This is a genomic window from Methylovulum psychrotolerans, assembly GCF_002923755.1.
GTDB lineage: Bacteria > Pseudomonadota > Gammaproteobacteria > Methylococcales > Methylomonadaceae > Methylovulum > Methylovulum psychrotolerans.
On sequence record NZ_PGFZ01000008.1, the window covers coordinates 33,040 to 58,503 of the forward strand.

Here is a 25,464-nt window from a genome sequence, read left to right on the forward strand (position 1 = left end):
CGGATAACCCTCAAACAAACAGCTTAGAATTCTTGCTGTTCCTAAACACCAAAGGCTTTTCCTCTGCCGCTACCGTCGCCGTTTGCGCGGCATCAATAGCCTCCTGTATCACGCCATGCTGGGGCGACTTACTGCATACCGGATCGGCGGCGTACATATCCCCCGTCAATAAATAGGCTTGGCAATGGCAACCGCCAAAGTCTTTGGCTTTTTCGTCGCAACTGCGGCACGGCTCCTGCATCCAGTCATCGCCCCGGAAAAAATTAAAGGCTTTGGATTCGTGCCAAATCTCTTGGACGCTGAAGTCGTTGACATTCGGGCAGTCCAGCCCCGGCAATTGCCGGGCGGAATGGCAGGGCAAAGCCACCCCGTCGGGGGCGATGGTCAAGAAAGTCGTGCCCCAGCCGTTCATACAGGCTTTGGGACGGTCTTCGTAAAAGTCCGGCACGACATAGTAGATTTTCATTGTCCCCGCGACGGTTTCCTTAAAAGCTTGGGCAATGGCTTCGGCCTGCTCAAATTGCGCTTTGGTCGGCAGCAACAAATCCCGGTTCAGATGCGCCCAGCCGTAATATTGGGTATTGGCCAGTTCCAGATAATCCGCGCCCAACTCTTTCGCCATTGCCAGAATCTCCGGCATTTGGTGGATGTTTTCCCTATGCAGCACCACGCACAGCACCATCGGGTAGCCATGCTTTTTCACCAGGCGGGCGACTTCTTGCTTGTGTGCAAACGAGGCCGTGCCTGCGATATGGTCGTTGAGCTCTTGGCTGCTGGCTTGGATGCTGACTTGGATATGGTCCAGCCCCGCCTCTTTCAGTTGGACGATTTTCTCTTCGGTCATGCCGTAACCTGAGGTGATCAGGTTGGAATAATAGCCCAGCTCCCGCGCATGTTTGACCAAGTCGGGCAAGTCTTGGCGGGTCAGCGGTTCGCCGCCGGAAAAGCCCAACTGCACCGCACCCATTTGCCGCGCTTGGCTTAACACCCGCTTCCAGTCGTCGGTGCTCAACTCGGTTTTATAGCTTGCATAATCCAAGGGATTAGAGCAATACGGGCATTGCAAAGGGCAAGCGTAGGTCAGTTCCGCCAGTAACCAACGCGGCGGGGTGATTTTTACAGAATTATTGTTGTATCCAGCCATTGGTTAAGGCGACCTCCAAAAAAGCGTTAATATCGTGATGCAGGCCGGTGGTGGCAAATTTTTCTTCCAAGGCACTGACGACATCAGCCAGCGTCCGCACGCCATCGCAACATTTTAAAATTTCCGCCGAACTCTGGTTAAGCTCGACCATGCCTTCAGGATACAGGATGACAAATTTTTGCTGGGCTTCTTCCCATTGCAGACGATGGGTGCGGGAAAACGAGAGGGGCAGTTGCGGGTTTATAGTCATAACTGATGTTACGCAGACATATTCTGCGATTTGAAAAACAAATAATGAGTCGCTGTCGCGACGGTTTTTTTAATCGGGTTCTCGCACCCGAAGGCGAGATACTTTCTTTTGCTCCGCCAAAAGAAAGTATCCAAAGAAAAGGCGGCCCGGTTGCCGCTCGATCCTGCGCTTCTCGGTTTTGTCGGGGGTCGGCAGAGAGGGCTCCTGCCCTCCTGCCGACGCGCGGCATCCCTGCCGCGCCCCTTTATGCCCTGCGGGTATTCGGGCTGATCCCGACAAAACCTGCGATGCTCGGCGCGGCAAACGGGGGGGTAAAGCATGTTACTGCGTAACGTCAGGTCATAATCAGTTTGGTTGGGTTAATAGCCGTTTTAAAACGGCCTGGCGCAGGGCGTAATTTTACGCAAAATCAGCGGTTTTTATAAGCAGTAGTTTTGGCTATGGGTAAAATGCGGGCGGAACGGGTGTCGGCCTGCGTGTTTTCTGCCTTCTCCTGAGCTTTTTAATCCCGCCTCCGCCCCGTGTTTTGCCAAACTGGTATCACAATTGCACTTATTGCCTGTTGAGAAAGAAAAAACCATTAAAAACAATAAGCTTGCCGTGTTTTATACAGAGCGGCGCAGAATCACTGTGGCATATCACCTAGTGACTGTGTGATATGCCGCAGTTATTGGCCCAGATACGCGGTTACGTACGTCTGCTGACCCGTACCGGCCTCTACATGGCAAGCACTTTAACAGGAAAATTTGCGATGACGAAAAACCAACTGATTAAAACCCTCGCCCAAAAACGCCCGCATTTGCGTAAAAAAGCCGTCGAAGAAGCTGTCAACTGTATCCTAGACCATATTGCCGAGGCCTTAGTTGCAAAAGAGCGGGTGGAGATCCGTAATTTTGGCGTGTTCTCGGTACATTACCGCATTTCCCGCAAAGGCCGCGATTTTATTTCCGGCGAAACGCTGCATGTGCCGCCGCGTTATACCGCGCATTTTAAGGCGGGCAAGCAATTGCGCGAACGCATCGCCGATTCGGCAAAGCAGGCTTAAAAGCAGCCGACGGTCACTTGTCGGGCAACCCCTGCCCGATAAGTGACAGCCTTCTTGCCGCTAATCCTGTTGGAGCAGGCTGAGGGTTTTTTCGGGTAGGCGGCTTTGGCCTTGGCCTTCTTTATGTAGCCGCGCTTCGTCATGGACGGTGGTCATAAAGTGCAGCAACTGCATTTCATAGTGCATTTTTTGCTGGAAATCGTCGCATTCCCACATCTGGTTGAGCAGTTGCTTGGCGTGGTGGTGGATGGTAAAAACTACCGCTTCGGGTAAGTGCCGATAACTGGCGGCGATGGACTGCTTGAGTTGGTCTAGGGACTTTAAATAGTGCCGATAATCTTTAATATCCTGCTGGCAACGGGTTTTCAGCAATTCCAGTTCGGTGTCGTGTTGGGTTTTTAATAGGGCGAGGTCATGCGCTAATTGGGCCGTTTTTTGCGCCAACTCCGCTGTCAGCGCTTGGTCGGCCAAGGCTTGGGCGTGGCGTAGCCGCGCCTGTTGTTCGTGGCGGTTGCTTTGCCAGTGCAGGTTCTCGTCTTTTAGCCCTTGCCAAATGTGTAGCAAGGACAAAAAAGCGTTGTGTAATCGCGTCATGTCGGCATCCAAGCGGTGATGGTTTGCTGTAATTTTAACAGGCCCGCGCCATCCTGTCGGTGCTGGCAGGATAGCAGTTCTTGCCGCCATTGCCGATATAGAGGTTTGGGCAGGTGTTTTTTCTGGCGGCGCAGTTCGTCGCCGACGGCTTTTGCCAAGCGGTTTATTTGCCGTTGGTTATCGGCTTTGAGCAAGCGTTGGCGTTGGTTTTCAAAGCCAAAATGCAGCTTGAGCTTTTGCAGGCGGAAGCGTTGCGCAATGGCCAACTGTTGGTTTTGCTTGAACCATAGCCGCCGTAAATGCATTTGCGGTTGCGAGAAATACTCCGCCACCGCCAAGCCGATACGTTTGCCGAGCAATACCAAGCCGCTGATGACCAATAAGCCGAAGGCGAGCAATAATACCGCCAAGCCCAGTTGGGTAACCAGTTCGGGTAACAGCGGCAACCTGAGCCGCAGCAAGACATCGCCAGCGATAAAGGCCAGCACTGCACAGGCCAGCAGCAGCAGAAAAATTCGGATAATCACAACGGATAGAAAGCAGACAATAAAGCCGCTATTGTACAGAAATGCCAGGGCGGCGGGGCGATTTGCCTAAAAAACTGCATAAGCCTACTTTTAGTGCGGAATTTGCCCCAAAAGGGGAGACCTTTCCTGTCTTCGGGCTATAGCCGAATGCCCTAACGGCTAGCGTTAACAGGGCGTGTGTGTCACATTATATTGGCAAATGGCTATCATAATGCCTCCCTTGAGCGTTTGGTCATTTTGACCGCAAAAGCAGAGGTTTAGGGTTCCCAAGCCTATGCCGCCTGATTTGTCAGGGTTGGTGCATGGGCAGTTAAGGCAGGGCGTCTTTTAATTTCCGTATAGAGCTTTTCAATCACCCGCCTGACTTGGTTTTTTTCGCGGGCATCGACACACATAATGGCACAGGGCAGGCCATGTTTGCGTATGTAGCTGTGGTATTCGATCAGATGGGTATTGGTGGCGTTATCATCGTAATGGGTAATGGCGATAATGGCCGGATGCTTTTTTAGGTAGTCTTTATGGAGTTGGAGAAAATAATCGACTTCGGTCAGTGGTTGGTGGTGGCCGTTATCAATCATGACAATCATGCCGGCCGCGCCTTTGCAGACAATATCCGCCATAAATTCAAAACGCCGTTGGCCGGGGGTGCCATAAATATGCACCTTGGTTTTGTCAATATGGATAGCCCCGTATTCCATGGCGACCGTGGTGGTGGCTTTGCGGTGCAAGGCCGCCTGTTCGGTCGCTTTAGCTTCCGAGCCGATGACCGGCACTTCGCTGACGGCGGAGATGGCGGTAGTTTTGCCTGAGCCGACATTACCGACAATAATGATTTTTAGCGGGTTATTAGTAACCGATAAGTGTTGTTTATGCGGGTGGATATCCATTGTAAATTCCTAAATTGCCGACGAACTTAAATGATAGCTAAACGTTACCTTTTGTGAAATAAGGTAGTTAATTTTTGCGCTATATGCAAGCTAATAACGAAAAATAGTTTGTTAACAACATAAGGCTTTTATTTTCGTGTTTTTGGCATGAATAGTGTGTGTCAGTGTGGGCATAAGCGTTCATGTTATCTAAGGGTAATGCGCCCTATCCTAAATTTAAAAGTTAGGTTTGGCAAAAATTAAGCAAAATTTTTGCCAAACCTAATGGTCTTGCCGATGTTTTTATTTATAGTAGTAACTTATTGTTTTATATTAAGATGAATGTGAGTTGGCTTGGCTGTCTGCCTCAGTATGGCTTGTCCGCTTAGGTCGTATTGCTGACACGCCACAGACAATAGACGGAATTTGTATTCTAGTATTTAAGATGATGTTTGTTTTTATAATGGCCGACATCTGCTGTTAAAAACCTTCGGCACACGGCCTAAATTCATTCGATAAACCCGCCAGCCACCGCCAATCTGCAAGCTTAGGGCGATCTGGGCTATAATAGACAGATTCCAATCTGATAAGAACGCTATGGCACAGTATCTTGAAATTCACCACGCAAACCCGCAGCCGCGCCTGATCCAACGGGCCGTGGCCGTTATCCAGCAAGGCGGTGTCATTGCTTACCCCACCGATTCCTCTTACGCGCTGGCCTGTCATGTCGGCGATAAACAGGCGATGGACAATATCCGCCGCATCCGGCAATTGGATGATAAGCATGATTTTACTTTGGTCTGTAAAGATTTGACGCAAGTGTCGATGTTTACCAAAATCGGCAACGATGCCTTTCGCCTGATTAAGGCCCTGACCCCCGGAGCGTTTACGTTCATTCTGGATGCCACCAAAGAAGTGCCGCGTCGCTTGCAGCACCCGAAGAAAAAGACCATCGGTATCCGTATCCCCGATCATCCCATTGCGCAAATGCTGGTGCAGGAGTTGGGCGAGGCCTTATTCAGCACCACCTTAACCTTGCCGGGCGACAGCGAACCGCTCAGCGACCCTTATGACATTAGGGAAAAACTCGACCATGAGCTGGACTTGATTATCGATGCGGGTATCATTCACTTTGAGCCGACCACTATGATTGAATTTACCCGTACCGGGCCCGTCATCGTCAGACAAGGCAAAGGCATCGCCACCTTGCTGACCCAATAAAGGAGGCCATTCTTATGATGGACGATTTGACTCAAATCCAACGCATTATTGTCTGGATTTTGCCCGTGATTTTTGCCATCACCGGCCACGAAGCCGCCCATGGCTGGATGGCGAAAAAATGCGGCGACAACACCGCCTATATGCTCGGACGTTTGACCTTAAACCCGCTCAAGCATATTGATCCGCTGGGGACGCTGATTTTGCCCGGCCTGTTGTTGTTGACCGGGACGGGTTTTGTGTTTGGTTGGGCGAAACCAGTGCCGGTCGATGGCCGGTATTTTAAAAAACCTTTGCGGGATATGGCCTTGGTCGCCGCCGCAGGCCCTGGGGCGAATCTGCTGATGGCGGTAGCCTGGGCTTTGCTGGCACGGCTAGGCGTTATGGTCGGTATTGAAGCGATTTCTATGCCGTTAATTTACATGGGGGTTGCTGGGATGTCTATCAACACCTCTTTGCTGTTGATAAACTTGCTGCCTATTCCGCCTTTGGACGGTAGCCGCATCATGACCGCTGTGTTACCTTACCGTTTAGCCGTACCGTATAACCAGCTTGAACGGTATGGTTTTATTATCCTCTTGGCACTACTGTACACGGGCGTGTTGGATGCCATTTTGCAGTACCCTTTGTATATCGCCCAAAAGCTGTTTTTTTCGTTGGCGGGATTATAACGCCGAACCCCGTGCAAGGGCCTTTGGCCATTGCACGGGCTTAACCGAGAGTGCCGACATTTAGCCCACCGTTTGCTTAACACCCCCATTGGCCTTGCCGACACTATCAAAAACATGACCGAAACACCTGAGACCCTCCCCGACACAATCGCCCTGGCGATGGTCAACGGTGCGCCGTTTACGCAAATCCCTGATGACCTGTATATTCCGCCGGACGCGCTGGAAGTGTTTTTGGAGCTGTTTACCGGGCCTTTAGATTTGTTGCTGTACCTGATCCGGCGGCAAAACGTGGATATTATCGCTATCCCTATCGCCCAAATCACCCGCCAATATATGGTGTATATTCAGCTCATGGGCGATTTGAAAATCGAATTGGCGGCGGATTATCTGGTGATGGCGGCATGGCTGGCGGAAATCAAATCACGGATGTTGTTGCCGCGTCCACCGGATGCCGAAGATGAGGAAGAAGACCCGCGTGCGACCTTAATCCGTCGCCTGCAAGAGTATGAGGCGATAAAATATGCCGCCGAAGCCTTGGAAGAACTGCCGCGCATGGAACGCGATTTTTTTAGCGTCGAGGTGGACACCTCCATGATAGACGTAGTACAAGCGTTGCCGGATGTGCAGTTAAGCGAGCTGTTGCTGGCTTTTAAGGGCATCCTAAAACGCGCCGAACAACTTAGCCACCACGCCATAACCAAAGAAGCATTATCAGTCCGTGAACGCATGTCTACGATATTGGAAAACCTTAAAGGCACAGATAGCCGATTATTTACAGAATTATTCAGCCACCGTGAAGGCCGATCCGGCGTGGTGGTCGCCTTTCTTGCTATACTTGAATTGGGCAAAGAAGGGCTCATCGAAATCAGCCAAGCCGAACCCTTCGCCGAGCTGCGAGTCCGAGCCACCCGCGCTGCCTTCAACGCTACCTGACGCACCGTCTGCCAACGTGGAACTCCAGCGCATTATCGAAGCCATTTTATTTGCCGCGAAACGGCCCTTGACCTGCAAACAGGTACAGGAGGTGTTTCCTGAGCTGGAACAGCCCGATTTGGCGGACATTCAAGCGGCCTTGGATGGTTTGGTAGAAGCTTACCAGCCGCGCGGCATCGCCTTGGTGAAAGTCGCCAGCGGCTACCGTTTTCAGGTGCGCTCGGATTTGTCACGTTGGGTGGCGCGGCTGTTTGAGGAAAAACCGCCGAAATACTCAAAAGCCTTACTGGAAACCTTGGCGATTATCGCTTATCGGCAACCGGTCACGCGCGGTGATATTGAAGACATCCGTGGGGTCAGCGTCAGTTCTAACATGATCCAAACCTTACAGGAGCGCGAGTGGATCAGGGTATTGGGCTATAAAGAAGCCCCAGGCCGCCCCGCCCTGTACGGCACGACCAAGCTGTTTTTGGATTATTTTAACTTGTCGACCTTAAACGAATTGCCGACCTTACAGGCCTTGCAAGAACTGGATTTGCCGCCTATTACCGAAAATAGTAAAGAACGCGCATGAAATAAAATTTGTTGTACAGGCGAAAGTACGGTAGCCCCCTCTCCTCACTACCATTAAGTTAAGGGTTTGGTATTATTAATCAGTATGTTATATCTTGATATAACGCCAAGTAGGATTGACCGTTCGCTCTGAGCTTGTCCCACAGGGACTTCTGATGGTCGTCGAAGGGTGGGCGGTTAATCCGTCCATGGTTCGACAGAGCTCTCCTGAGCTTGCCGAAGGGCTCACCACGAACGGATTAACAAAATCTCTACATTATTGAAATATAAAGAAAAAATTCTTAACTTAATGGCAGTGCCTCTTCGCCTAGGCGGAGCCGAAGGGGGCAGGGGGAGGGGCTTTTTCCCCTTGATTTCCGTCTATACTGTGAACGGCCAGGTTTTCGGCTTTTACAATTCACCGTAGGGTACGCTATGCGTACCTTTTGCACTTGGCCGTTTGAGGTATATATGACGGAGAAGGCATAAGCTCCCTCCCCTGCGAAAAGGAGCCCTTCGGCTTCGCTCAGGAAGGGTGGGATTTAACACGCAGAGATGTAATGGAGAGCCTATTTAATTTTATGCCCGTTCCTTAGCGTCTGCTAACGGTTGCCGATAACATATTTTGACCCTATTCTTATCAGTGCCACAAGCCGCCGCGCTTGCCTGATACCCACCACAACCCCACATAGGTATACTGTGAAAAACAAACCCACCAGCCCTGGCCAACGCCCGCGCCCATCCGTACGGCCCGCGCCCGCCGCCACCAAACCCAGCGCCGATAGGCCCAGTGCCAAGCCCAGCCACAAACCGGCGGCAAAAGCCCCTCCGCACCCCGAATCCGGCGAGCGGGTGCAAAAAATCCTCGCGCGGGGTGGGGTCGCTTCACGCCGTGAAATTGAAAAATGGATTGCCGAAGGCCGCCTAAAAATCAATGGCATCACCGCCACTTTAGGTACGCGCCTGCATACCGGCGACCATTTGCAGATTAATGACCGGGTGATTAACTGGGAAAAATTCGCCGAACAACCCACCCGCGTACTGCTTTACCATAAGCCGACTGGTGAAGTCGTCACCCGCCGCGACCCCGAAGGCCGCCCCATCGTGTTCCGCCGCTTGCCGCAATTGGCGACCGGGCGGTGGATTGCCGTCGGGCGCTTGGACATTAATACCTCCGGCTTGCTACTGCTGACCAATAACGGCGAACTCGCCAACCGCCTGATGCACCCGTCTACCGAAGTCGAACGCGAATACGCTGTGCGTATCTTAGGCCACGTTTCCGATGCCACCTTAGCGACCCTGCAAGAAGGTGTGCAATTAGAAGACGGGTTGGCTAAGTTTGACCAAATCTACTTTAGCGGCGGTGAAGGGGCCAATAAATGGTATAACGTCATCGTTACCGAAGGCCGTAACCGCTTGGTCAGGCGCTTATGGGAATCGCAAAACGTCGTGGTCAGCCGCCTGATGCGTGTCCGTTACGGGCCGGTGGTATTGCCCGACTCCCTGCGCACGGGCGCGGTGTATGAGATTAACGAAAAAGAACAACAATTATTGTTTGAGTTTGCCGGCTTGGCTAAGGCGGCAGAGTAAGGGATTGAAAGTCGGTCGGACACGCTTTTCTGCCCGACCTAAGGCCTAAAAGCCTGTGCACGTTTTTAGTTCTTAGGCCTTTGCACTCCAAACCCAACCGCTTTGCCGCTTGTCTCTGGCCCCACTTTCACCGCCCCCGTTATGAACCCTATCCTCGAACAAGTTGTCGTTTTAATCTCTTCGCTGATTGCCAACACCTTTTCTGCCTTGGCGGGCGGCGGGGCGGGGCTGATCCAATTTCCGGTGCTGATTTTTTTAGGCCTGCCGTTTAGCGTCGCCCTTGCCACCCATAAAATCGCCTCGGTCGCCTTAGGTGTGGGCGGCACAGTGCGCTATATGAAAGAAGACCTGGTGGAAAAAAATTTCGCTGTGTTTATGTTTGTGGTCGGCATCCCCGCCGTTATCCTCGGCTCCTGCGCGGTGGTTAACATCCCCGAAGCCCCTGCCAAACTGGCCTTGGCGCTACTGACCATCGGCTTGGGCGTGTATTCTTACCTGCAAAAGCAACTCGGCCAACACTACGCGCCTAACCACCGCGACTGTCACGGCTTTATCGTCGGTGGCGGGCTGTTATTCGTGGTCGGCTTTTTAAACGGCTCCATCGCCTCCGGCACCGGGCTATTCGCCACCCTAATTCTGGTGCGCTGGTTCGGTATGGACTATAAACGCGCCTTGGCCTATACCCTTATCATCGTCGGTATGTTTTGGAACGGTGCGGGTGCGGTGGTGTTGGCGCTGATCTCGGACGTGCAATGGAGTTGGATTCCGGTATTGCTGCTCGGCTCGTTTGTCGGCGGTTACTTGGGCTCGCATCTGGCGATTTTAAAAGGCAACAAATGGATTAAACGCAGCTTTGAAATTGTCACGGTGTTGGTGGGGTTAAAGTTGTTGCTGGGGTGATTAGCAGTCTGTCCTTCTTATGCACGGTACGGCAGAATTTGGTAAAGGTATCGAAACCACCATTAAACGCCAGCTTGGTTTAAAATAAGGCGCCGCTATGTTTGATTACCCCGTCACCTTAACCTCTGATAACGGCACAGTGCGGGTGACATTTCCAGACGTTCCCGAAGCCATTACCTTTGGCATCAATAAGGATGATGCCATGCGGTTGACGCATTAGAAGCCGCCTTGTCTTTTTATGTTGATGACCATAAAGCGTTGCCAGAACCCTCGGCATCGGCAGGTTTGCCAACCGTAAGGCCGTCAGCGTTGGCCTGTGCTAAGTTGGGCGTATACCGTGAAATGCTCGCGCAAGGCATCCGTCAAGCCGATTTGTCAGGGCGTTTGGGTTGGCTAATTCCGCAACTTAGGAACGTGCATAAAATTAAGTAGGCGTTCATGACACTTCAGCGTATCCGATTCTACCTTTCAGTCCCTGAGCGGAGCCGAAAGAGCCGCTCCCTTCGGCTCCGCTCAGGGAACAGCCCCTCGTCTCTACAATAGGCTTTATTTCGTGCACGATCCTCCTTAGCCAACTCTTTGCCTTAAACCTCACCTCAGGGCTTGACCAAGTAAAAGCCGCCGCCAAAGCCTTGAGACAACGTTTTCTTCATAGCGTTATCGTGGCAGCCCTACCATTATTTATTTTTAGGGGTCGGGGCAGACAATTGGACAGGATTGGGGGCAAACGCCGCCGACCAGACATAACCGCTGCCCGCATCGCAGCTAGCGCGATTTTGCCCAACTTGATAAGGCCCGGTATAAAGTGGGCATTTGCATTGGGCAAAGCCTGTCTTATTATTGTTGGCATCCAATTCATAAGTGCAGGACGCGGTCATACACCCGGCATAAGTAGCGGGCGTAGCGCAATCGGTCTGTCCTAGGTGATAGCCGGAAATTTGGACAGTGCTGAATGTGGAAATGACCTCAGACTTGGGTTCCATAGGGGTGCCGTCGGCGCTGGCTTGCAAATAATCGCAGACCGGGGCAGTCAACAATGCGGTGCCCGATTTTTCGTTTTCCATATTTTTGCACAGCGCACCCGTTATGCCACAAGTGCGGATGGTCTCAATGTAAGCTTCGGTATTCCGAATCGAGTTAATATCGACATAAGACGCGCCCGACTCTACCGGGCAACGGCAGTCTGCAACGCTCGGATCGGTTGGGGAGACCGTGCAAGGCAAGGATTGGACGTTAGGGTCACTACTGGGTGGGCCAGAGTAATAACAAAGCGCGTAAGATGGGGACGAACAGGCCAAGAAATTGCTTTTCGATAACACGATATTGGCGGCGGCAGGCCCGTATTTCGTTGTCCAGAATTCATTTTTAACAAACGGGGCGGGACAATCTTTATCACAGGTATATGCCGAATCCCATTCACACAGATAAGCGACAGTCTTGGTGCTGTTGTTGCCAGGGCCGCCGTAATCGTTCCAACTTCCGGCAGTTTTCCCCGGAAAATTCATCATCAGAAAATTCTCGCCGCCGCCAGCATTATTAGGTTCTCCGCTCGCCCAATTCTGATAACTCCAAGCTTCTCCGGTCAGCCATTGCCAAGTCCCTTCTTTGGCTGCGTCCGTGCCGCCTAACCATACCGCTATGCCGGATGCCATATTGGTGTTGATCCAAGTATTTTCCGAGGCACTGGTACTCGTCGCCAAATGCCCGGATAAGCTTGCACAAGCGGTTCTTGCCGCCTCCCACGTCACCAGGGTATCAAAACGCTGGTAACTATGGTTATTGTCAGGATTAGTTATCTTATCTGAATCGGCCTGCGCTGCGCCGATAAAGCTCAGTAATACCGCCGTTAGGCTGGCCATTGCGATCAGTTGTTTGTATGTCATCGTCCGTTCTCTGGTGGTGTGAAAGTGCAAATGCCCTTCTTGGCTTGATGAAGCTCGGCTTCACCCTAAACCTAAAACCGCTTTTGGGGACTATACAACAACAAAACGGGTAATAAAATGAACAACTACCACTTAAAAAGTGAATAACTCACAAAAGCAAGAATAGAATAAATAGGTCTTTGATAGTTAAAATAAAAATAATTTAGGATATTTTTAGCGGCAACGCGGCTAAGACATTTTTTTGCAAATTTAACGCCGAAATGCGAAAAATGCAGTGTAATACTTAGCAGCAGCAACCAACGCCCTCAACAAGTAAAACCTGCGGCAGTCCAGTATTTCAGGTGACTGGTTTAAGAACGCATTGCCTTGGGATAACAGTAATTACCCAAAGGCATCGAAATGTTGGCGGGCGGCCCGCTGCTCGCCGCGTCGGTTAATCCCTGGCGGAACCAGGGTAGGGGAGATGAAAGGCAGGTGCTTGCCCGTGCGGGCAAGCGCCTTAAAATTGACCCTTAGGCGAAGCCCGGTGGCGTTAAGGTATGCCAGTCGGTCACTTGCTGGTATTGGTGGGCGATGTTCAGCAACCGCGCTTCGCTGAAATGGTTGCCGATCAGTTGCAGGCCGACGGGCAGGCCACCGCTTAGGCCCGCAGGAATGGACATGGCGGGTACGCCCGCTAGGTTAATGGCGATGGTGTAAATGTCAGCCAGATACATGGCAATCGGGTCAGCGAGCTTTTCGCCGATACCGAAAGCGGTGGTCGGCGTGACCGGACTCATGATGACATCGACCTGGGCTAAGGCTTGCTGGAAGTCTTGGCTAATCAGGCGGCGGACTTTTTGGGCTTTCAAATAATAGGCATCATAATAGCCCGCCGACAACGCGTAAGTCCCCATTAAAATCCGCCGTTTGACTTCTTTGCCGAAGCCTTCGCCGCGCGAGCGGGTGTACAAGTCGGTCAAATCTTGCGGGTTGGCGCAGCGGTGGCCAAAGCGTACGCCGTCATAGCGCGACAGGTTGGCGGAGCTTTCCGCACAGGCAATGACATAATAGGCCGGAATCGCCAGATTGAGGTTCGGCATGGAAACTTCAATGACTTGTGCGCCTAGATTACGGTATTCGGCCACTGCCGCCATAATCACCTCGGCGACCCCGCTGTCTAAGCCTTCGCCAAAAAATTCTTTCGGCAAGCCGATTTTTAGGCCGCTTAGGGGCTGATTTAAAGCCGCCAGATAATCCGGCACCGGCAGGTCGGCGCTGGTGGAGTCTTTGCCGTCAAAGCCCGCCATCACCTGCAACAACACCGCCGCGTCTTCGGCACTACGCGCCATTGGCCCGCCTTGGTCGAGGCTGGAGGCATAAGCGATCATGCCATAGCGGGAGACTCTGCCATAAGTCGGTTTCAGGCCCGTGATGCCGCACAATGCGGCGGGTTGGCGGATAGAGCCGCCGGTGTCCGTTCCCGTCGCTGCGACCGCCAGTCCTGCCGCGACCGCGACGGCTGAGCCGCCGGACGAGCCGCCCGGCACGGTGTCGGGGTTCCAGGGGTTGCGTACTACGCCATAAAAGCTGGTTTCGTTGGAAGAACCCATGGCGAATTCGTCCATGTTGAGTTTACCCAACGAGACGGCCCCGGCCTGGTTGAAGTTATCCACTACGGTGGCGTTATACGGGGCGATAAAATTGTCGAGCATTTTTGAGCCGCAACTGGTCTTAACGCCTAGGGTACAAAAAATGTCTTTTTGGGCGATGGGGATGCCCGTCAACAGGGTCGCCGTGCCGTCCGCCAAACGCTGGTCGGCGACGGCGGCAGCTTCTAAAGCCTGGGCTTCGGTGACGGTGATATAGGCGTTAAGTGCCTGATGCGCTTGGATACGCTGTAAATAATGGCGGGTCAGTTCGACGCTGGAGAACGCGCCCGACCGCAAGCTTTGGGCTAACTGGCTGATTGATTGTGTGTGCATAAGGGCTTCCGTCTATTCGATAACTTTTGGCACGAGGTACAGGCCGTCGGCCACTTGCGGGGCCAGTGCCTGAAAGTGCGCCCGTTGGTCGGCTTCGGTCACCGCGTCCGCCCGTAGCCGCTGCACCTGATCTAAAGGGTGCGCCATCGGTTCAATGCCGCTGGTGTCCAGTTTGCTCATTTGGGTCATTAAATCCAGCATCCCCGATAAATCTTTTGTATAGGATTCAATATCTTGAGAATCAATCCCCAGACGCGCCAAGTGCGCTATTTTGTTTACATCATCCGCCGTCAACGACATTTTTTACTCCATAAAAGCTAGCAATCTAAATATGATACTTTATATCTTGCCCAAATACCTGCTTGATTGATACAGTAGTAGCATTTTTATTCCCCCAAGGAAACCGATACAAATGCTGCTCAAACGAATTCGCGGTCTTTTTTCAAACGATCTTTCCATTGACTTAGGAACCGCTAATACCTTGATCTATATTCCGGGTCAAGGCATCGTACTCAACGAACCGTCTGTGGTGGCTATTAAAGAAGATAAAATACGCGGCTCCAAAACCATCGCTGCGGTGGGTATGGATGCCAAGCGGATGCTAGGCCGCACCCCCGGCAATATCACCGCCATAAGGCCCTTAAAAGACGGCGTAATCGCCGATTTTGCCGTCACCGAACGCATGTTGCGGTTCTTTATCGAAAAAGTCCATAAAAGCAAATTGTTGCGTCCTAGCCCACGGATTTTGATCTGTGTGCCGTGCGGCTCGACCCAAGTGGAACGGCGGGCGATTAAAGAATCGGCGGCCATGGCCGGGGCGCGGGAAGTTTATCTGATTGAAGAGCCAATGTCAGCGGCGATAGGCGCGGGTCTGCCCGTGGATGAGGCCTGCGGTTCGATGGTGCTGGACATCGGCGGCGGCACGTCGGAAGTCGCGGTCATCTCCATTAACGGGATTGTTTATTCCAACTCGGTGCGCATCGGTGGCGACCGTTTTGACGATGCCATCATCAACTATGTGCGCCGCAATTACGGCACGCTGATCGGTGAGGCCACTGCCGAACGCATTAAAATGGAAATCGGCACCGCTTATCCGGGCAGTGAGGTGATGGAAATTGAAGTCAAAGGCCGTAACCTTGCCGAAGGTGTGCCGCGTAGTTTCGCGCTGAACAGCAACGAGATCCTCGAAGCCCTGCAAGAGCCGCTGTCCGGCATTGTCGGCGCGGTTAAAGTCGCGCTGGAACAAACCCCGCCGGAACTGGGCGCGGATGTCGCTAACAGGGGCATTTACCTGACCGGAGGCGGTGCTTTGCTGAAAGACATTGACCGCCTGATTGCCGAAGAGACCGGCCTGCCCGTGTTCATCGCCGACGACCCCTTAACCTGTGTTGCCAGAGGCGGCGGCATGGTGCTGGAAATGCTCGATAAAAAAGGCGTGTCGACATTCTCGTTGGAATAGCCGGGCTGGGTTAGCGCAAAGTAAATGCGAAGGGCTTAAGCAGATGATCACGAAAGAAGACCTAAAACAGGAAATTGAGCAAATTGATCCGGGCTTTCTGGAATTGGCCTATAACTCGATCATCAAGTTTTTCATAAAGTCACCTCTAAATAGTGGGGAAGATTAGCGGAGAGCTAAGGCTTGTTAAGGTGGGCAACTCCCTCCCCTGATGGGGAGGGTTGGGGTGGGGAGAATAAAATCAATGACTTATGCTCATGGCTAAGAGATTTTAATCAGACTGTTTTTATTTCGTTTAATGAAAAAAGCCTTATTTAGATTCTCCCCACCCCATCCCTCTCGGCAACTGCTCCTGCGTTGCTCTACCTCCTGCATCCATGCAGTCGCCCATCAGGGGAGGGGGACGGATTCCATTGCAACTTGTTGTTTTTACTTAATTAAAATACTAATCCAATATCTAGTGGCTAAGTTGCTTATTCTAATATTAAAAACTTGATGATCGAGTATAAACTATTACAACAGCTTCCCCATCGGCAACCACCAAAGCCCGATAGAGTGGGTTGCTCGCGGTCTATCCGTTACCCCGATAGTGAAAATGCCGAAGGGGTGGCGTTTGCCGATATTGAAGATGCGGCGGTGTTCGGTAAGCAATGAAGAACCGCTGCTTGGCAAAGCAAACAAGATGGGCAATGATTAACCATTCTGCGCTATACAGCCTCCGGCGTTAAACAAACGACAGGCTAATGTTGGTACACTCGGCTGGCTATCGTGCAATGGCTGAAGGCGATTGCACTCCGTTCGGGATGGACTTCCGAGTGGTGTTTAGCCATTGCCCAGGGCTTGCCTTACTTCGCCACGTTTAACTGAAAATACCCCCCATACTGCCCCCAACGTGCCGCCCTAGCATCGCAACTGGATGCCCCAAGGCTTGCCGAGCTACCCTAAACGGCCACCCAACCGCCTTATATCGAGGACTACGACCATAAAACTGTTATTTGCCACCGGCCCTTCCATCAATACCCGCCTGCTAGTCGCGGTTATTGCCTCGGTCGCCTTATTGGTCACCGAGCAACGGGGCGGGCAGCGGCTGGATTTTTTACGCGCCGGCTTATCGCTGTTGATCGAGCCGCTGAAACACTTGGTCGATATGCCCAGTGCGATGGTCACGCAGACCACCGAGTCGATGAGTTCCTATACCGTGCTGAAAAAAGACAATGAGCGGCTGCGTGAAGAACAACTGATCCAGCAAACCCGCCTGCTGAAACTGGAAGCCTTAGAAAAGGAAAATATCCGCTTGCGGGCCTTGCTGGAAAATTCTTTTAAGCTGGGCGAACAAGTGCTGATTGCCGAGCTGTTGTCGATTAAAATGGCCCCTTACGAACATATTCTGGTGGTTAATAAAGGCACGCGTTTTGGCGTACACCCCCAGCAACCCGTCCTCGATGCCAATGGCGTGGTCGGGCAAGTGTTCCGCGCCTTGCCCTTAAGCTCGGAGATTATGCTCATTACCGACCCCAACCACGCCATCCCCGTACAGGTCAACCGCAACGGTCTGTTGACCATTGCCGTCGGCAGCGGCGAGCTGAACCGCCTGTTATTGCCGTTTTTGCCCAGCAATGCCGACATCCGCCCCGGCGATTTGCTGATTACCTCCGGTTTAGGCGGTACCTTCCCGCAAGGCTATCCAGTGGCGACCGTGGATGAGTTCACCACCCAGCCTAACAAGGCCTTCGCCAGTATCACCGCGACTCCGACCGCCAAACTCGACCGCAACCGTGAGCTGATGATTGTCTGGAGCAAAACCATGCCCGTACCGCTTATCAATAAATCGGACGCGCCAGAACCCACCCCATCGGCCACCGAGCAGCATCATGACTAACACTTACGGCTTTGGCCGCATTCTCATCAGCATCGGTGTCGCCATGTGCTTGCGCATCGCTCCGCTGCCCTTCCATCTGGACATTTACAACCCCGATTGGGTGCTGATGGTGCTGATTTATTGGTCGATCGGCTTCCCGGAGCGGGTGGGCATTTTCCACGCTTGGAGCTTCGGCCTGTTGACCGATGTGCTGACCGGGCGCTTATTAGGCCAATATGCCTTGGCGTATTCGTTGGTGATCTATATTTGCCTGAAACTGCACAAACGCCTGCGCCATTTCCCGTTGTTGCAACAGGAACTGTTCATCTTCGCCTGCCTGCTGTTGTCGCAACTATTGCTGTTTTTGATTAAAAACCTCCAGCATCCGGCACAATTGCACGGCGATTTTTGGTGGCCGGTACTCAGCGGCACCCTTTGCTGGCCTTTCGTCTACCTTACGTTGCGCTTTGTGCGCTTGTCCAAACCTGTTAACTGATCCCGCCATGTTACCCATGTACTCGGCGACCGACCACACGGCGGGGAACCGTCTGTTTATCCGGCGCATTATCGCCGCCTTAGTCCTTATCACGCTGCTCAGCGCGGCGTTAGTGGTGCGGCTGGTGTATCTGCAAATTGTCGGCCATGAGCTGTACGCCTCCAAAGCCAAAGAAAACAGCGTCAAGATCACCCCGATGGTGCCGACACGCGGCATCATTTACGACCGCAACGGCAAAATCCTCGCCGACAACACGCCGTCTTACAGTTTAGACCTTATCCCCGAACAAATCACCGATATGGCGGCGACCTTGCAGCGCCTGCAACAGCTTTTGGACATCAGCCCCGATAAGATCGAACTGTTTGAAAAACAACGCAAGCGGCAAAAACGCTTTACCAGCATCCCGCTGCTGCTGAACATGAACGATGACGAACTGGCGAAATTTGCCGTGGTCAGGCCGTATTTCCCCGGCGTAGACATCCATACCCACTTGGTGCGCCACTACCCCTACGGCGATTTGGCGGCGCACGTCGTCGGCTATGTCGGGCGGATTAACGAAGAGGAAATGAAGACGCTGCCCATGTCCGAGTATCGCGGCTCCACGCATTTGGGCAAGCTGGGCATAGAAAGCAGTTATGAAAAAGAGCTGCACGGCAAAACCGGTTATGCGGAAATCGAGACCAACGTCCAGGCCCGCTCTTTGAATACCTTAAGCGAGAATGCTCCCGAACCGGGCGCAAACCTGTACCTGACCTTGGACATTGACTTGCAAAAAACCGCCTTTGACGCACTGGCAGGCTATAACGGTGCGGTCGTGGCGATAGACATCAAAACCGGCGGGGTGCTGGTGTTTGCCAGCCGTCCGGGCTTTGACCCTAACCCGTTCGTGGTCGGCATCAGCAACGACACCTATAAAGCCCTGAGCGAATCCGATGACCAACCGCTGTATAACCGCGCTTTGCGCGGCCTGTACCCGCCCGGCTCCACCATCAAGCCTTTTGTCGCCTTGGCGGGGCTGGAAGAGGGGGCGATCAGCGCCCAGCAAAAGCTGTTTTGCCCCGGCTACTACCAAATCCCCGGCTCCACCCACAAATACCGCGACTGGCGCAAAGGCGGGCATGGCTCGGTGAATATGAGCCAAGCCATCACCCAATCTTGTGACGTGTATTTTTATCGCCTCGCCAGCATCCTCGGCATAGACCGGATGCACGGGTTTTTGGAAAAGTTCGGTTTCGGCGAGAAATCGGGTATTGATTTAAGCGGCGAAAAAGCGGGGTTGTTGCCGTCCAAACAATGGAAGCAAGACCATAGGAACCGTGAATGGGCTTTAGGCGAGACCTTAATCACTGGCATCGGCCAAGGTTTTTTACAAGTCACGCCCTTACAGTTGGCCAGGGCGACCGCCACCCTCGCCAACCGGGGCGACATCGTCAATCCGTTTTTGGTCGATAAAATCGTCTCGGCCACCTATATAGGCCCGCCACCGCACCCGCCGCAACAGGCGCTGGCGTTAAAATCCGCCAACCTTAACAGCGTCATTGACGGTATGATTAACGTCGTCAATAGCGAACACGGCACGGCGAAAAGCATAGGCCGGAACATACCCTACCAAATCGCGGGCAAAACCGGTACGGCGCAGGTGTTCAACATCAAGCAAAACGCCAAATACAACGAACACAGCATCGACTTTAAATTGCGCGACCACGCCTTGTTTATTGCCTTCGCACCTGTCGGCGACCCGCAAATCGCCATCGCTGTGATCGCCGAAAACGGTGGCCACGGCGGTTCTGTCGCCGCCCCCATCGCCGCGCAGGTGATTAAGCAATATATGCGGGAAAAGCTCAAAAAACCGGAGCCGGAACCCAGCGAAGCCAAGCCTACAGAAGAAACGGCTAACCCGCCGCCGCAGCCGGAAGATTAAGGGAGCGCGGGCATCTTGCCCGCAAGGGCGGGCAAGATGCCCGCGCTCCAAGACAAGAAAATCGCCGCCGTCCCTTACATCTCCCTTAGAATAGGAGCCAGCCCCGCCAACCACCTTTAACTCGATGTGCAAGTTTTTAATATTAGAATAATAAGCTTGGACATTGAATGAATATTTAAATTAATTAAAAACAACAAGTTGAGAGGTTACGCGACTTCCTCCCCTGATGGGGAGGGTTGGGGTGGGGAGAATCTAAACAGGGCTTTTTTCATTAAGCGGACTAAAAACAGTCTGCTTAAAATCTCTGAGACAGAAGAGTAAGTTATTGATTTTATTCTCCCCACCCCAACCCTCCCCATCAGGGGAGGGAGCTGTCTTACCCTACGGGCTTGTGTTTTTTAACCAATGCCCCACCCTATTTAGGGCGGGTTTTATGAAAAACTTGATGATCGAGTTTAAGCCCCCTATGAAAACATCCCTATTCACCGACCGGATCTTCAACCGCCGCTTGCTTATCTGCATCTTAACCGGGTTTTCCTCAGGCTTGCCGCTGTACATTCTGATTAACCTGTTCGCGGCGTGGTTCCATAGCGCGGGCATCGACCTGAAAACCATCGGCTTACTGACCTTAATCCAGCTGCCCTATACTTGGAAGTTTTTATGGTCGCCGCTTTGTGACCGTTATTCCTTAGGTATAGGGCGGCGGCGGTCGTGGATGTTGCTGACCCAATTGGGTTTGCTGGCGATTTTGCCCATCTTTGGCTGGCTGTCGCCGCAAGACGATTTGCGCCTGATTATCGGCTTAGCGGTGGCGGTGGCGTTTTTGTCGGCCAGCCAAGATATCGCCATTGACGCTTTCCGGCGCGAATTGCTGCACGAGTCCGAGCAAGGGCTGGGCAGTGTCATCCATGTCAATGCTTATAAACTGGCCAGCCTTATCCCCGGCTCCTTATCGCTGGTACTGGCCGACCATGTCTCTTGGCAAGTGGTCTATAGCGTCACCGCCCTATTCATGCTGCCGGGCATCGCCTTAAGCCTGTGCATGAGCGAACCGGTAACTTCGGTATACGCGCCGAAAACCTTACGCGCGGCGATTGTCGAACCTTTCCACGAATTTTTCCAACGCCAAGGCGTAAAAAACGCCCTGCTGATTTTGGCATTTATCTTCCTTTACAAACTCGGCGACACCATGGCCAGCGCCTTGCTGACCCCGTTTTATTTGGACTTGGGCTTTAGCAAAACCGAAATCGGCATTGTTGCCAAAAACGCCGGGTTATGGGCAAGCATCGCGGGGGGGATTTTCGGCGGCGTGTGGCTGGTATATATCGGCCTTAACCGCGCTTTATGGATTTTTGGCCTGTTACAGGCTTTGGTGATTTTAGGTTTTGCTTGGCTGGCGACCACCGATCATAGCCTAGGCAGTTTGGCCTTGGTCATCGCCTTAGAAAGCTTCGGCATGGGCTTAGGCACAGCGGCGTTCGTCGCCTTTGTCGCCACCACCACCCACCCGGTCTACGCCGCCACCCAATTCGCCTTATTCACCAGTCTTGCCGCCACGCCCCGCACCCTCGCCAATGCCTTAGCCGGGTATTTTGTCGAAGGCGGCGACATTAGTGTGTTTAGTGTCGTGCTATTCCACATCAACGCCCTAGGCTGGCAGCACTTCTACTGGCTTTGCTTCGCTTTGGCACTGCCGGGTATGTTGTTGCTGTTTTATATTGCCCCGTGGCATAAGACGGCTAAGGGGTTTGCTGAGGAGGGGTGAGTGGGGGAGGGGATGCAAAGGTGTTCGTCATAACAAGGCAAGGTTTAAAAACACCCATTGGCAAGAGTCGGCACACTATGTTAGCGTAGTGCCAAAACCTAAGCGCTTAGCCCCTATCCGATAATAACAAGGCACAACGATGTATGGACATTTTGATGATGAAACATTGCAGCAATGGTGCGCCCTGTATGTGCGTGTTGTTTGCAATGATAGCCAACGCTTGGCAAATGCAATTAACACCTGTAAGTCATCAGAAATAGGTGCTGCATTATCTAAGCCGCAAAATATTAACGGGCTTCTGGCAAAAACAACACTGACGGATGTGGATTGTTTAGCCGTTTTTGGTTACTTGTGCGAGATGGATAACAAATTTCGGCAGCTTGCTTCCCCGTGTTTAATCGACACTCCCATAGAAGTTACCCTCAACAATTCACGCTATCTATTGCTGCGCCGCACAGAATCGCCCATTCTCAAAGGAATCCCAGAAAAAAAGCGATTTAAACCCAGCCATAGCCTTGGCACTACAGGCACATTGGCTTTGCATCATGAATGGCAAGCCATCGAAACATCAACAATACTGGATATATGCCGCAGTGATGCCTTCGACACCCTAACAAACCACTTAAAAATCGGCTTTTCACCGTATGCAGATGGGCAAGATATGCGCTGGGCTTGCGATGCGCATGACCCGCGCGGCATTAATGGCAAAATCCCTTTCTGGTGTTGCGGCACAAAAACCGCCGAAGCAGAGCTCCTAGAACGGATTAGCAGCGTATTGGCGGCGGCTTATCAAGCAAATGTGCATATTCTGTTGTTTCCCGAACTGGTCATGACCGAAAACCTGCAAAGCCATATTAGCCAATGGCTAAGAAAAAACAACGCCTTTGACCCCCAAATCCGCCTAGTGGTGGCCGGCACCCGCCATGTCCATGCCGATAACCCAGCGCCAGCCAACACTTATAGCAACCGCTGTAGCGTTTTTAATTCTGTCGGCGGTCTCGAATGGCAACAAGACAAACGCCAGTCGTTTGATTTGACTGCCGAACAAACGCAAGCACTATTCGGCATTGCCGCACCCGCCTTCGAGCCGACCGACATAACCCAACACCTAACTATACGCAACACCACCTTAGGGGCAATAGCCACGGCGATATGCTTGGATTTTCTGCAAGACAAGCACTGGCAAACCCTACCGATTGCTATTTTTTTAGTCCCCGCCATGTCTGAGGGTTTAAGTCGCTTTAAAGACCGCTGCCGTGCGGCAGGCAAGGCGGGGTCTAGTGCCTTTATTTGCAATGCCCAAAAAGATAATTCCGATGACAAGTCGATGCTCGCTTACTGCCCCACAAAGAAAGACACATTAAAACCGGAACCTATAGCCCCTTTTTTATTCACAGTACATATTGATATAACAATGAACTGACAGTAGTATATCCTCATCACTTCACAAATTAACCCTATAATAAAGTGAACTATGGATAACTTAGCCGAACACCGCGATAACTACAGACAAGCCTTAAAAAATAAAGACTTTGCTACAGTACGTCGGGAAAAAGCCTGGCTAACCACAGCGGCGGCGTCCGCTTTATTAGCGCAAGATGCCGAAGCCATGCAGGCGATAAGAGCCTGTTGCGCCGACTTATCAGGCTTAGCCGACCATCATGATGAGAGTAGCAAACTCGGCGACCGCTGGCGGACACTGGGCGAGCTGATGACCTTAGCCTTAGCGAGCGGCAAGCCTTTAGAACAATTGCGCTTGGTCTTGCCGTCTACCGTCAGCGGCTTGGCAATGACCCGTATCAAACAACAACCCGGTATCACCCCTACCGAACTGGTCGAGCAATGCGCCAAATCAGCTTCCCATATCGCTAATGAATTAAAAAAACTTGAAGATGCCGGATTAATTTATCGCCTAAAACGCGGCAAAAGCCACGAGGTGTATTTATCGGTATTGGGCAAAGAAACGCTGAACAATGTTGCTGCCGTTAAATCAATCGAGCCGCCTAAAACACTGCCTAAAGAAGAGCGAAAATATCCTTATGTGAACAAATGTCGTGAAGAGAAACTGGGCAAACCCATCGCCGTACCATTCGCCCAATGCGCATGAACACTTCCGCCGCAACACCCGACACCCTAACCCGCTTTATCGCTTTTTACTCTTATAAAGGCGGGGTCGGGCGCACATTAGCCCTGGCAAACTGCGCCCGCGCCTTAGCGGCTAAAGGTAAAAAAATCGTTTTATTGGATTTAGACCTAGAAGCCCCTGGCCTACTGCATTTTGAGGCGTTCCAGCCCAAAAGCCGCAATAAAAACCCCGCCGGATTTGCCGAATACTTAGCCGACTGCCTAGAAAATGGCCCACCGGACAGCTTAGATGATTATATCTACGAGTGCCGAGGCCAAAAAACCGACCGTGGCACCGTATGGCTAATGCCCGCAGGCCGTCACAACGAGCCAGGGTATTTAGGTTTTCTCAACGGCATGACATGGCATGATTTTTACACCCAGCAAGAAGGCTATAAAATCCTCGAAAATCTACGCGGCCACATCATCGACCGCTTCAATCCCGATTACGTCTTTATGGATGCGCGTACTGGGCTGTCGGAAATCGGCGGCATTGCCACCCATCAATTGGCGGACATCGTTGTCTTGGTGTTCAACTTAAATGGGCAAAATATCACCGGGGCTAAGCGTGTTTTTGACTCCATCCGTGATAAAGCCCCGCTAAACCCTAAAATCATTCTGGTAGCCTCACCCGTACCCGTTATGTCTACCGAAAAAGGCACACCGTTTGCCAAAAAAATGCAGGCTATCCGCCGTGATTTTTCGGGGGCGTATAACAATGACAAGCCTTTAGTCATACCTTACCACCCCTTATTGGCTTTTAAAGACCGACTGTTGGTTGATGATGGCGACTTATTCAGCTCAGATGCCCCCTACCGCCGCTTAGTTGAGATTATCCAAGAAGTCGCCGGAGTGGATGCAGATTTTTATTTACAGCAAATGGCCGAGCCTATGCAGAAAGGTGATTGGCAACGGGTAATAAGCCTTGCGCTACAGGGCTTGGATAAGAATAAAACCGACATCTATTTGTTGTTTAATCTGGCATCGGCCTATTATTTTACAGGTGAGAAAGAAAAATCTTTAGTATCTACCAACGAAATACTAGGGCATTATGTCGATAGCGTGGAACTATCTAAACAAGAACTAGTGGCTATAACTTTAAGCAACAAGGGTGTGATATTAGGCGAATTACAACAACTTATAGAAGCAATCGCCGCCTATGACGAGTTGCTGAGGCGGTTTGGCAACTCTACAGAATTCGCTTTACAGGAGCAGGTGGCCAATGCCCTATATAACAAAGGGGTTGCCTTGGGACAATTGCAACAGCCGGAAAAAGTAATCGCCACCTATGACGAACTGCTGAGGCGGTTTAGCGACGCAACGGAACTCGCCTTACAGGAACGGGTCGCCAACGCCCTATATAACAAAGGGGTTAGCTTAGGCCAACTGCAACAGCCGGAAGCAGCAGTCGCCGCCTATGACGAACTGCTGGGGCGGTTTGGCGACGCAACCGAACCCGCTTTACAGAAACCGATTGCTAACGCCCTATATAACAAAGGGATTGCCTTGGGTCAATTGCAACAGCCGGAAGAAGCAATCGCCGCCTATGACGAACTGCTGGGGCGTTTTGGCGGCTCGACAGAATCCGCCTTACAGGAACCGATTGCCAACGCCCTATTCTATAAAGGGTTTACCTTGGGTCAACAGCAACAGCCGGAAGAAGCAATCGCCGCCTATGACGAACTGCTGGGGCGGTTTGGCGACGCG

General features: G+C 52.1%; 26 protein-coding genes. 18 read left to right on the plus strand and 8 right to left on the minus strand.

Going from position 1 to position 25,464, the window contains the following annotated elements; translation table 11 throughout:
• Positions 1-10: 10 nt before the first annotated feature.
• Both pqqE and pqqD read right to left on the minus strand, forming a co-directional pair.
• Entirely contained in the window at positions 11-1,144 is a 1,134-nt protein-coding gene (pqqE, locus tag AADEFJLK_RS16175) for a pyrroloquinoline quinone biosynthesis protein PqqE (RefSeq protein WP_103974962.1), read from the minus strand.
• A complete protein-coding gene (pqqD, locus tag AADEFJLK_RS16180) occupies positions 1,125-1,394 on the minus strand; it encodes a pyrroloquinoline quinone biosynthesis peptide chaperone PqqD (protein ID WP_088619637.1) in 270 nt (89 codons plus the stop codon). Before pqqD ends, pqqE begins: the two co-directional genes overlap by 20 nt.
• A 751-nt stretch (positions 1,395-2,145) precedes the next feature.
• Here pqqD and AADEFJLK_RS16190 point away from each other — a divergent pair.
• Positions 2,146-2,439, plus strand: a complete 294-nt coding sequence (locus AADEFJLK_RS16190) for an HU family DNA-binding protein (protein ID WP_088621595.1) — start codon at positions 2,146-2,148, stop codon at positions 2,437-2,439.
• 60 nt (positions 2,440-2,499) lie between these two features.
• Here the strand turns inward: AADEFJLK_RS16190 and AADEFJLK_RS16195 are convergent, their stop codons facing one another.
• The 3 genes from AADEFJLK_RS16195 to AADEFJLK_RS16205 form a co-directional block, all read right to left on the minus strand.
• Entirely contained in the window at positions 2,500-3,033 is a 534-nt protein-coding gene (locus AADEFJLK_RS16195) for a hypothetical protein (RefSeq protein ID WP_103974963.1), read from the minus strand.
• Positions 3,030-3,560 (minus strand): hypothetical protein, encoded by a 531-nt coding sequence (locus tag AADEFJLK_RS16200; protein ID WP_103974964.1) that lies wholly within the window; start codon positions 3,558-3,560, stop codon positions 3,030-3,032. The genes AADEFJLK_RS16195 and AADEFJLK_RS16200 overlap by 4 nt, the downstream gene beginning before the upstream one ends.
• Before the next feature lie 272 nt (positions 3,561-3,832).
• On the minus strand, positions 3,833-4,447 hold the full coding sequence (locus AADEFJLK_RS16205) for a GTP-binding protein (protein WP_088619634.1): 615 nt from the start codon (positions 4,445-4,447) through the stop codon (positions 3,833-3,835).
• Between the two features lie 576 nt (positions 4,448-5,023).
• Here AADEFJLK_RS16205 and AADEFJLK_RS16210 point away from each other — a divergent pair.
• The 8 genes from AADEFJLK_RS16210 (at position 5,024) to AADEFJLK_RS24090 (ending at position 10,722) form a co-directional block, all read left to right on the plus strand.
• Positions 5,024-5,647: an L-threonylcarbamoyladenylate synthase gene (locus AADEFJLK_RS16210; protein WP_088619633.1), complete on the plus strand. Its 624-nt coding sequence runs from the start codon at positions 5,024-5,026 to the stop codon at positions 5,645-5,647.
• 14 nt (positions 5,648-5,661) lie between these two features.
• Positions 5,662-6,315 (plus strand): site-2 protease family protein, encoded by a 654-nt coding sequence (locus tag AADEFJLK_RS16215; protein WP_088619632.1) that lies wholly within the window; start codon positions 5,662-5,664, stop codon positions 6,313-6,315.
• A 114-nt stretch (positions 6,316-6,429) separates the two neighbouring features.
• Positions 6,430-7,248, plus strand: coding sequence for a segregation and condensation protein A (locus AADEFJLK_RS16220; protein ID WP_088619631.1), 819 nt, complete (start codon positions 6,430-6,432; stop codon positions 7,246-7,248).
• A 16-nt stretch (positions 7,249-7,264) separates the two neighbouring features.
• Positions 7,265-7,822, plus strand: a complete 558-nt coding sequence (gene scpB / locus AADEFJLK_RS16225; RefSeq protein ID WP_088619630.1) for an SMC-Scp complex subunit ScpB — start codon at positions 7,265-7,267, stop codon at positions 7,820-7,822.
• 677 nt (positions 7,823-8,499) lie between these two features.
• Positions 8,500-9,390: a 23S rRNA pseudouridine(2605) synthase RluB gene (gene rluB / locus AADEFJLK_RS16230; RefSeq protein ID WP_088621220.1), complete on the plus strand. Its 891-nt coding sequence runs from the start codon at positions 8,500-8,502 to the stop codon at positions 9,388-9,390.
• 141 nt (positions 9,391-9,531) lie between these two features.
• Positions 9,532-10,290 (plus strand): sulfite exporter TauE/SafE family protein, encoded by a 759-nt coding sequence (locus AADEFJLK_RS16235; RefSeq protein WP_088621221.1) that lies wholly within the window; start codon positions 9,532-9,534, stop codon positions 10,288-10,290.
• A 97-nt stretch (positions 10,291-10,387) separates the two neighbouring features.
• Positions 10,388-10,510, plus strand: a complete 123-nt coding sequence (locus AADEFJLK_RS25920; RefSeq protein ID WP_282957370.1) for a type II toxin-antitoxin system HicB family antitoxin — start codon at positions 10,388-10,390, stop codon at positions 10,508-10,510.
• A gap of 8 nt (positions 10,511-10,518) precedes the next feature.
• Entirely contained in the window at positions 10,519-10,722 is a 204-nt protein-coding gene (locus AADEFJLK_RS24090) for a hypothetical protein (RefSeq protein ID WP_146054629.1), read from the plus strand.
• Between the two features lie 245 nt (positions 10,723-10,967).
• Here AADEFJLK_RS24090 and AADEFJLK_RS16240 read toward each other — a convergent pair whose 3' ends face one another.
• From AADEFJLK_RS16240 to gatC, 3 genes are all read right to left on the minus strand, one after another.
• A complete protein-coding gene (locus AADEFJLK_RS16240; protein WP_103974965.1) occupies positions 10,968-12,173 on the minus strand; it encodes a C-type lectin domain-containing protein in 1,206 nt (401 codons plus the stop codon).
• Between the two features lie 512 nt (positions 12,174-12,685).
• Positions 12,686-14,137, minus strand: coding sequence for an Asp-tRNA(Asn)/Glu-tRNA(Gln) amidotransferase subunit GatA (gene gatA / locus AADEFJLK_RS16245; RefSeq protein ID WP_103974966.1), 1,452 nt, complete (start codon positions 14,135-14,137; stop codon positions 12,686-12,688).
• 12 nt (positions 14,138-14,149) lie between these two features.
• Positions 14,150-14,437: an Asp-tRNA(Asn)/Glu-tRNA(Gln) amidotransferase subunit GatC gene (gene gatC / locus AADEFJLK_RS16250; RefSeq protein ID WP_088621224.1), complete on the minus strand. Its 288-nt coding sequence runs from the start codon at positions 14,435-14,437 to the stop codon at positions 14,150-14,152.
• A gap of 115 nt (positions 14,438-14,552) precedes the next feature.
• Here gatC and AADEFJLK_RS16255 point away from each other — a divergent pair, with 115 nt between their 5' ends.
• The 9 genes from AADEFJLK_RS16255 to AADEFJLK_RS16290 form a co-directional block, all read left to right on the plus strand.
• Positions 14,553-15,596 carry a rod shape-determining protein gene (locus tag AADEFJLK_RS16255; protein WP_088621724.1) on the plus strand — a complete coding sequence of 348 codons (1,044 nt, stop codon included), beginning with the start codon at positions 14,553-14,555 and terminating at the stop codon, positions 15,594-15,596.
• 492 nt (positions 15,597-16,088) lie between these two features.
• Positions 16,089-16,247 carry a hypothetical protein gene (locus AADEFJLK_RS24620; protein ID WP_170065137.1) on the plus strand — a complete coding sequence of 53 codons (159 nt, stop codon included), beginning with the start codon at positions 16,089-16,091 and terminating at the stop codon, positions 16,245-16,247.
• Between the two features lie 262 nt (positions 16,248-16,509).
• A complete protein-coding gene (mreC, locus tag AADEFJLK_RS16260) occupies positions 16,510-17,472 on the plus strand; it encodes a rod shape-determining protein MreC (RefSeq protein WP_103974967.1) in 963 nt (320 codons plus the stop codon).
• On the plus strand, positions 17,465-17,947 hold the full coding sequence (mreD, locus tag AADEFJLK_RS16265) for a rod shape-determining protein MreD (RefSeq protein WP_088621290.1): 483 nt from the start codon (positions 17,465-17,467) through the stop codon (positions 17,945-17,947). The genes mreC and mreD overlap by 8 nt, the downstream gene beginning before the upstream one ends.
• 7 nt (positions 17,948-17,954) lie before the next feature.
• Entirely contained in the window at positions 17,955-19,868 is a 1,914-nt protein-coding gene (gene mrdA, locus AADEFJLK_RS16270; RefSeq protein ID WP_103974968.1) for a penicillin-binding protein 2, read from the plus strand.
• Positions 19,869-20,334: 466 nt separating this feature from the next.
• A complete protein-coding gene (locus AADEFJLK_RS16275) occupies positions 20,335-21,633 on the plus strand; it encodes an AmpG family muropeptide MFS transporter (protein WP_103975105.1) in 1,299 nt (432 codons plus the stop codon).
• Positions 21,634-21,772: 139 nt separating this feature from the next.
• Positions 21,773-23,056, plus strand: a complete 1,284-nt coding sequence (locus AADEFJLK_RS16280; RefSeq protein WP_103974969.1) for a hypothetical protein — start codon at positions 21,773-21,775, stop codon at positions 23,054-23,056.
• 51 nt (positions 23,057-23,107) lie between these two features.
• Positions 23,108-23,740 (plus strand): MarR family transcriptional regulator, encoded by a 633-nt coding sequence (locus AADEFJLK_RS16285; protein WP_103974970.1) that lies wholly within the window; start codon positions 23,108-23,110, stop codon positions 23,738-23,740.
• The coding region (locus AADEFJLK_RS16290) for a KGGVGR-motif variant AAA ATPase (protein WP_170065138.1) at positions 23,737-25,464 on the plus strand (1,728 nt) is incomplete at its 3' end. The genes AADEFJLK_RS16285 and AADEFJLK_RS16290, both read left to right, overlap by 4 nt.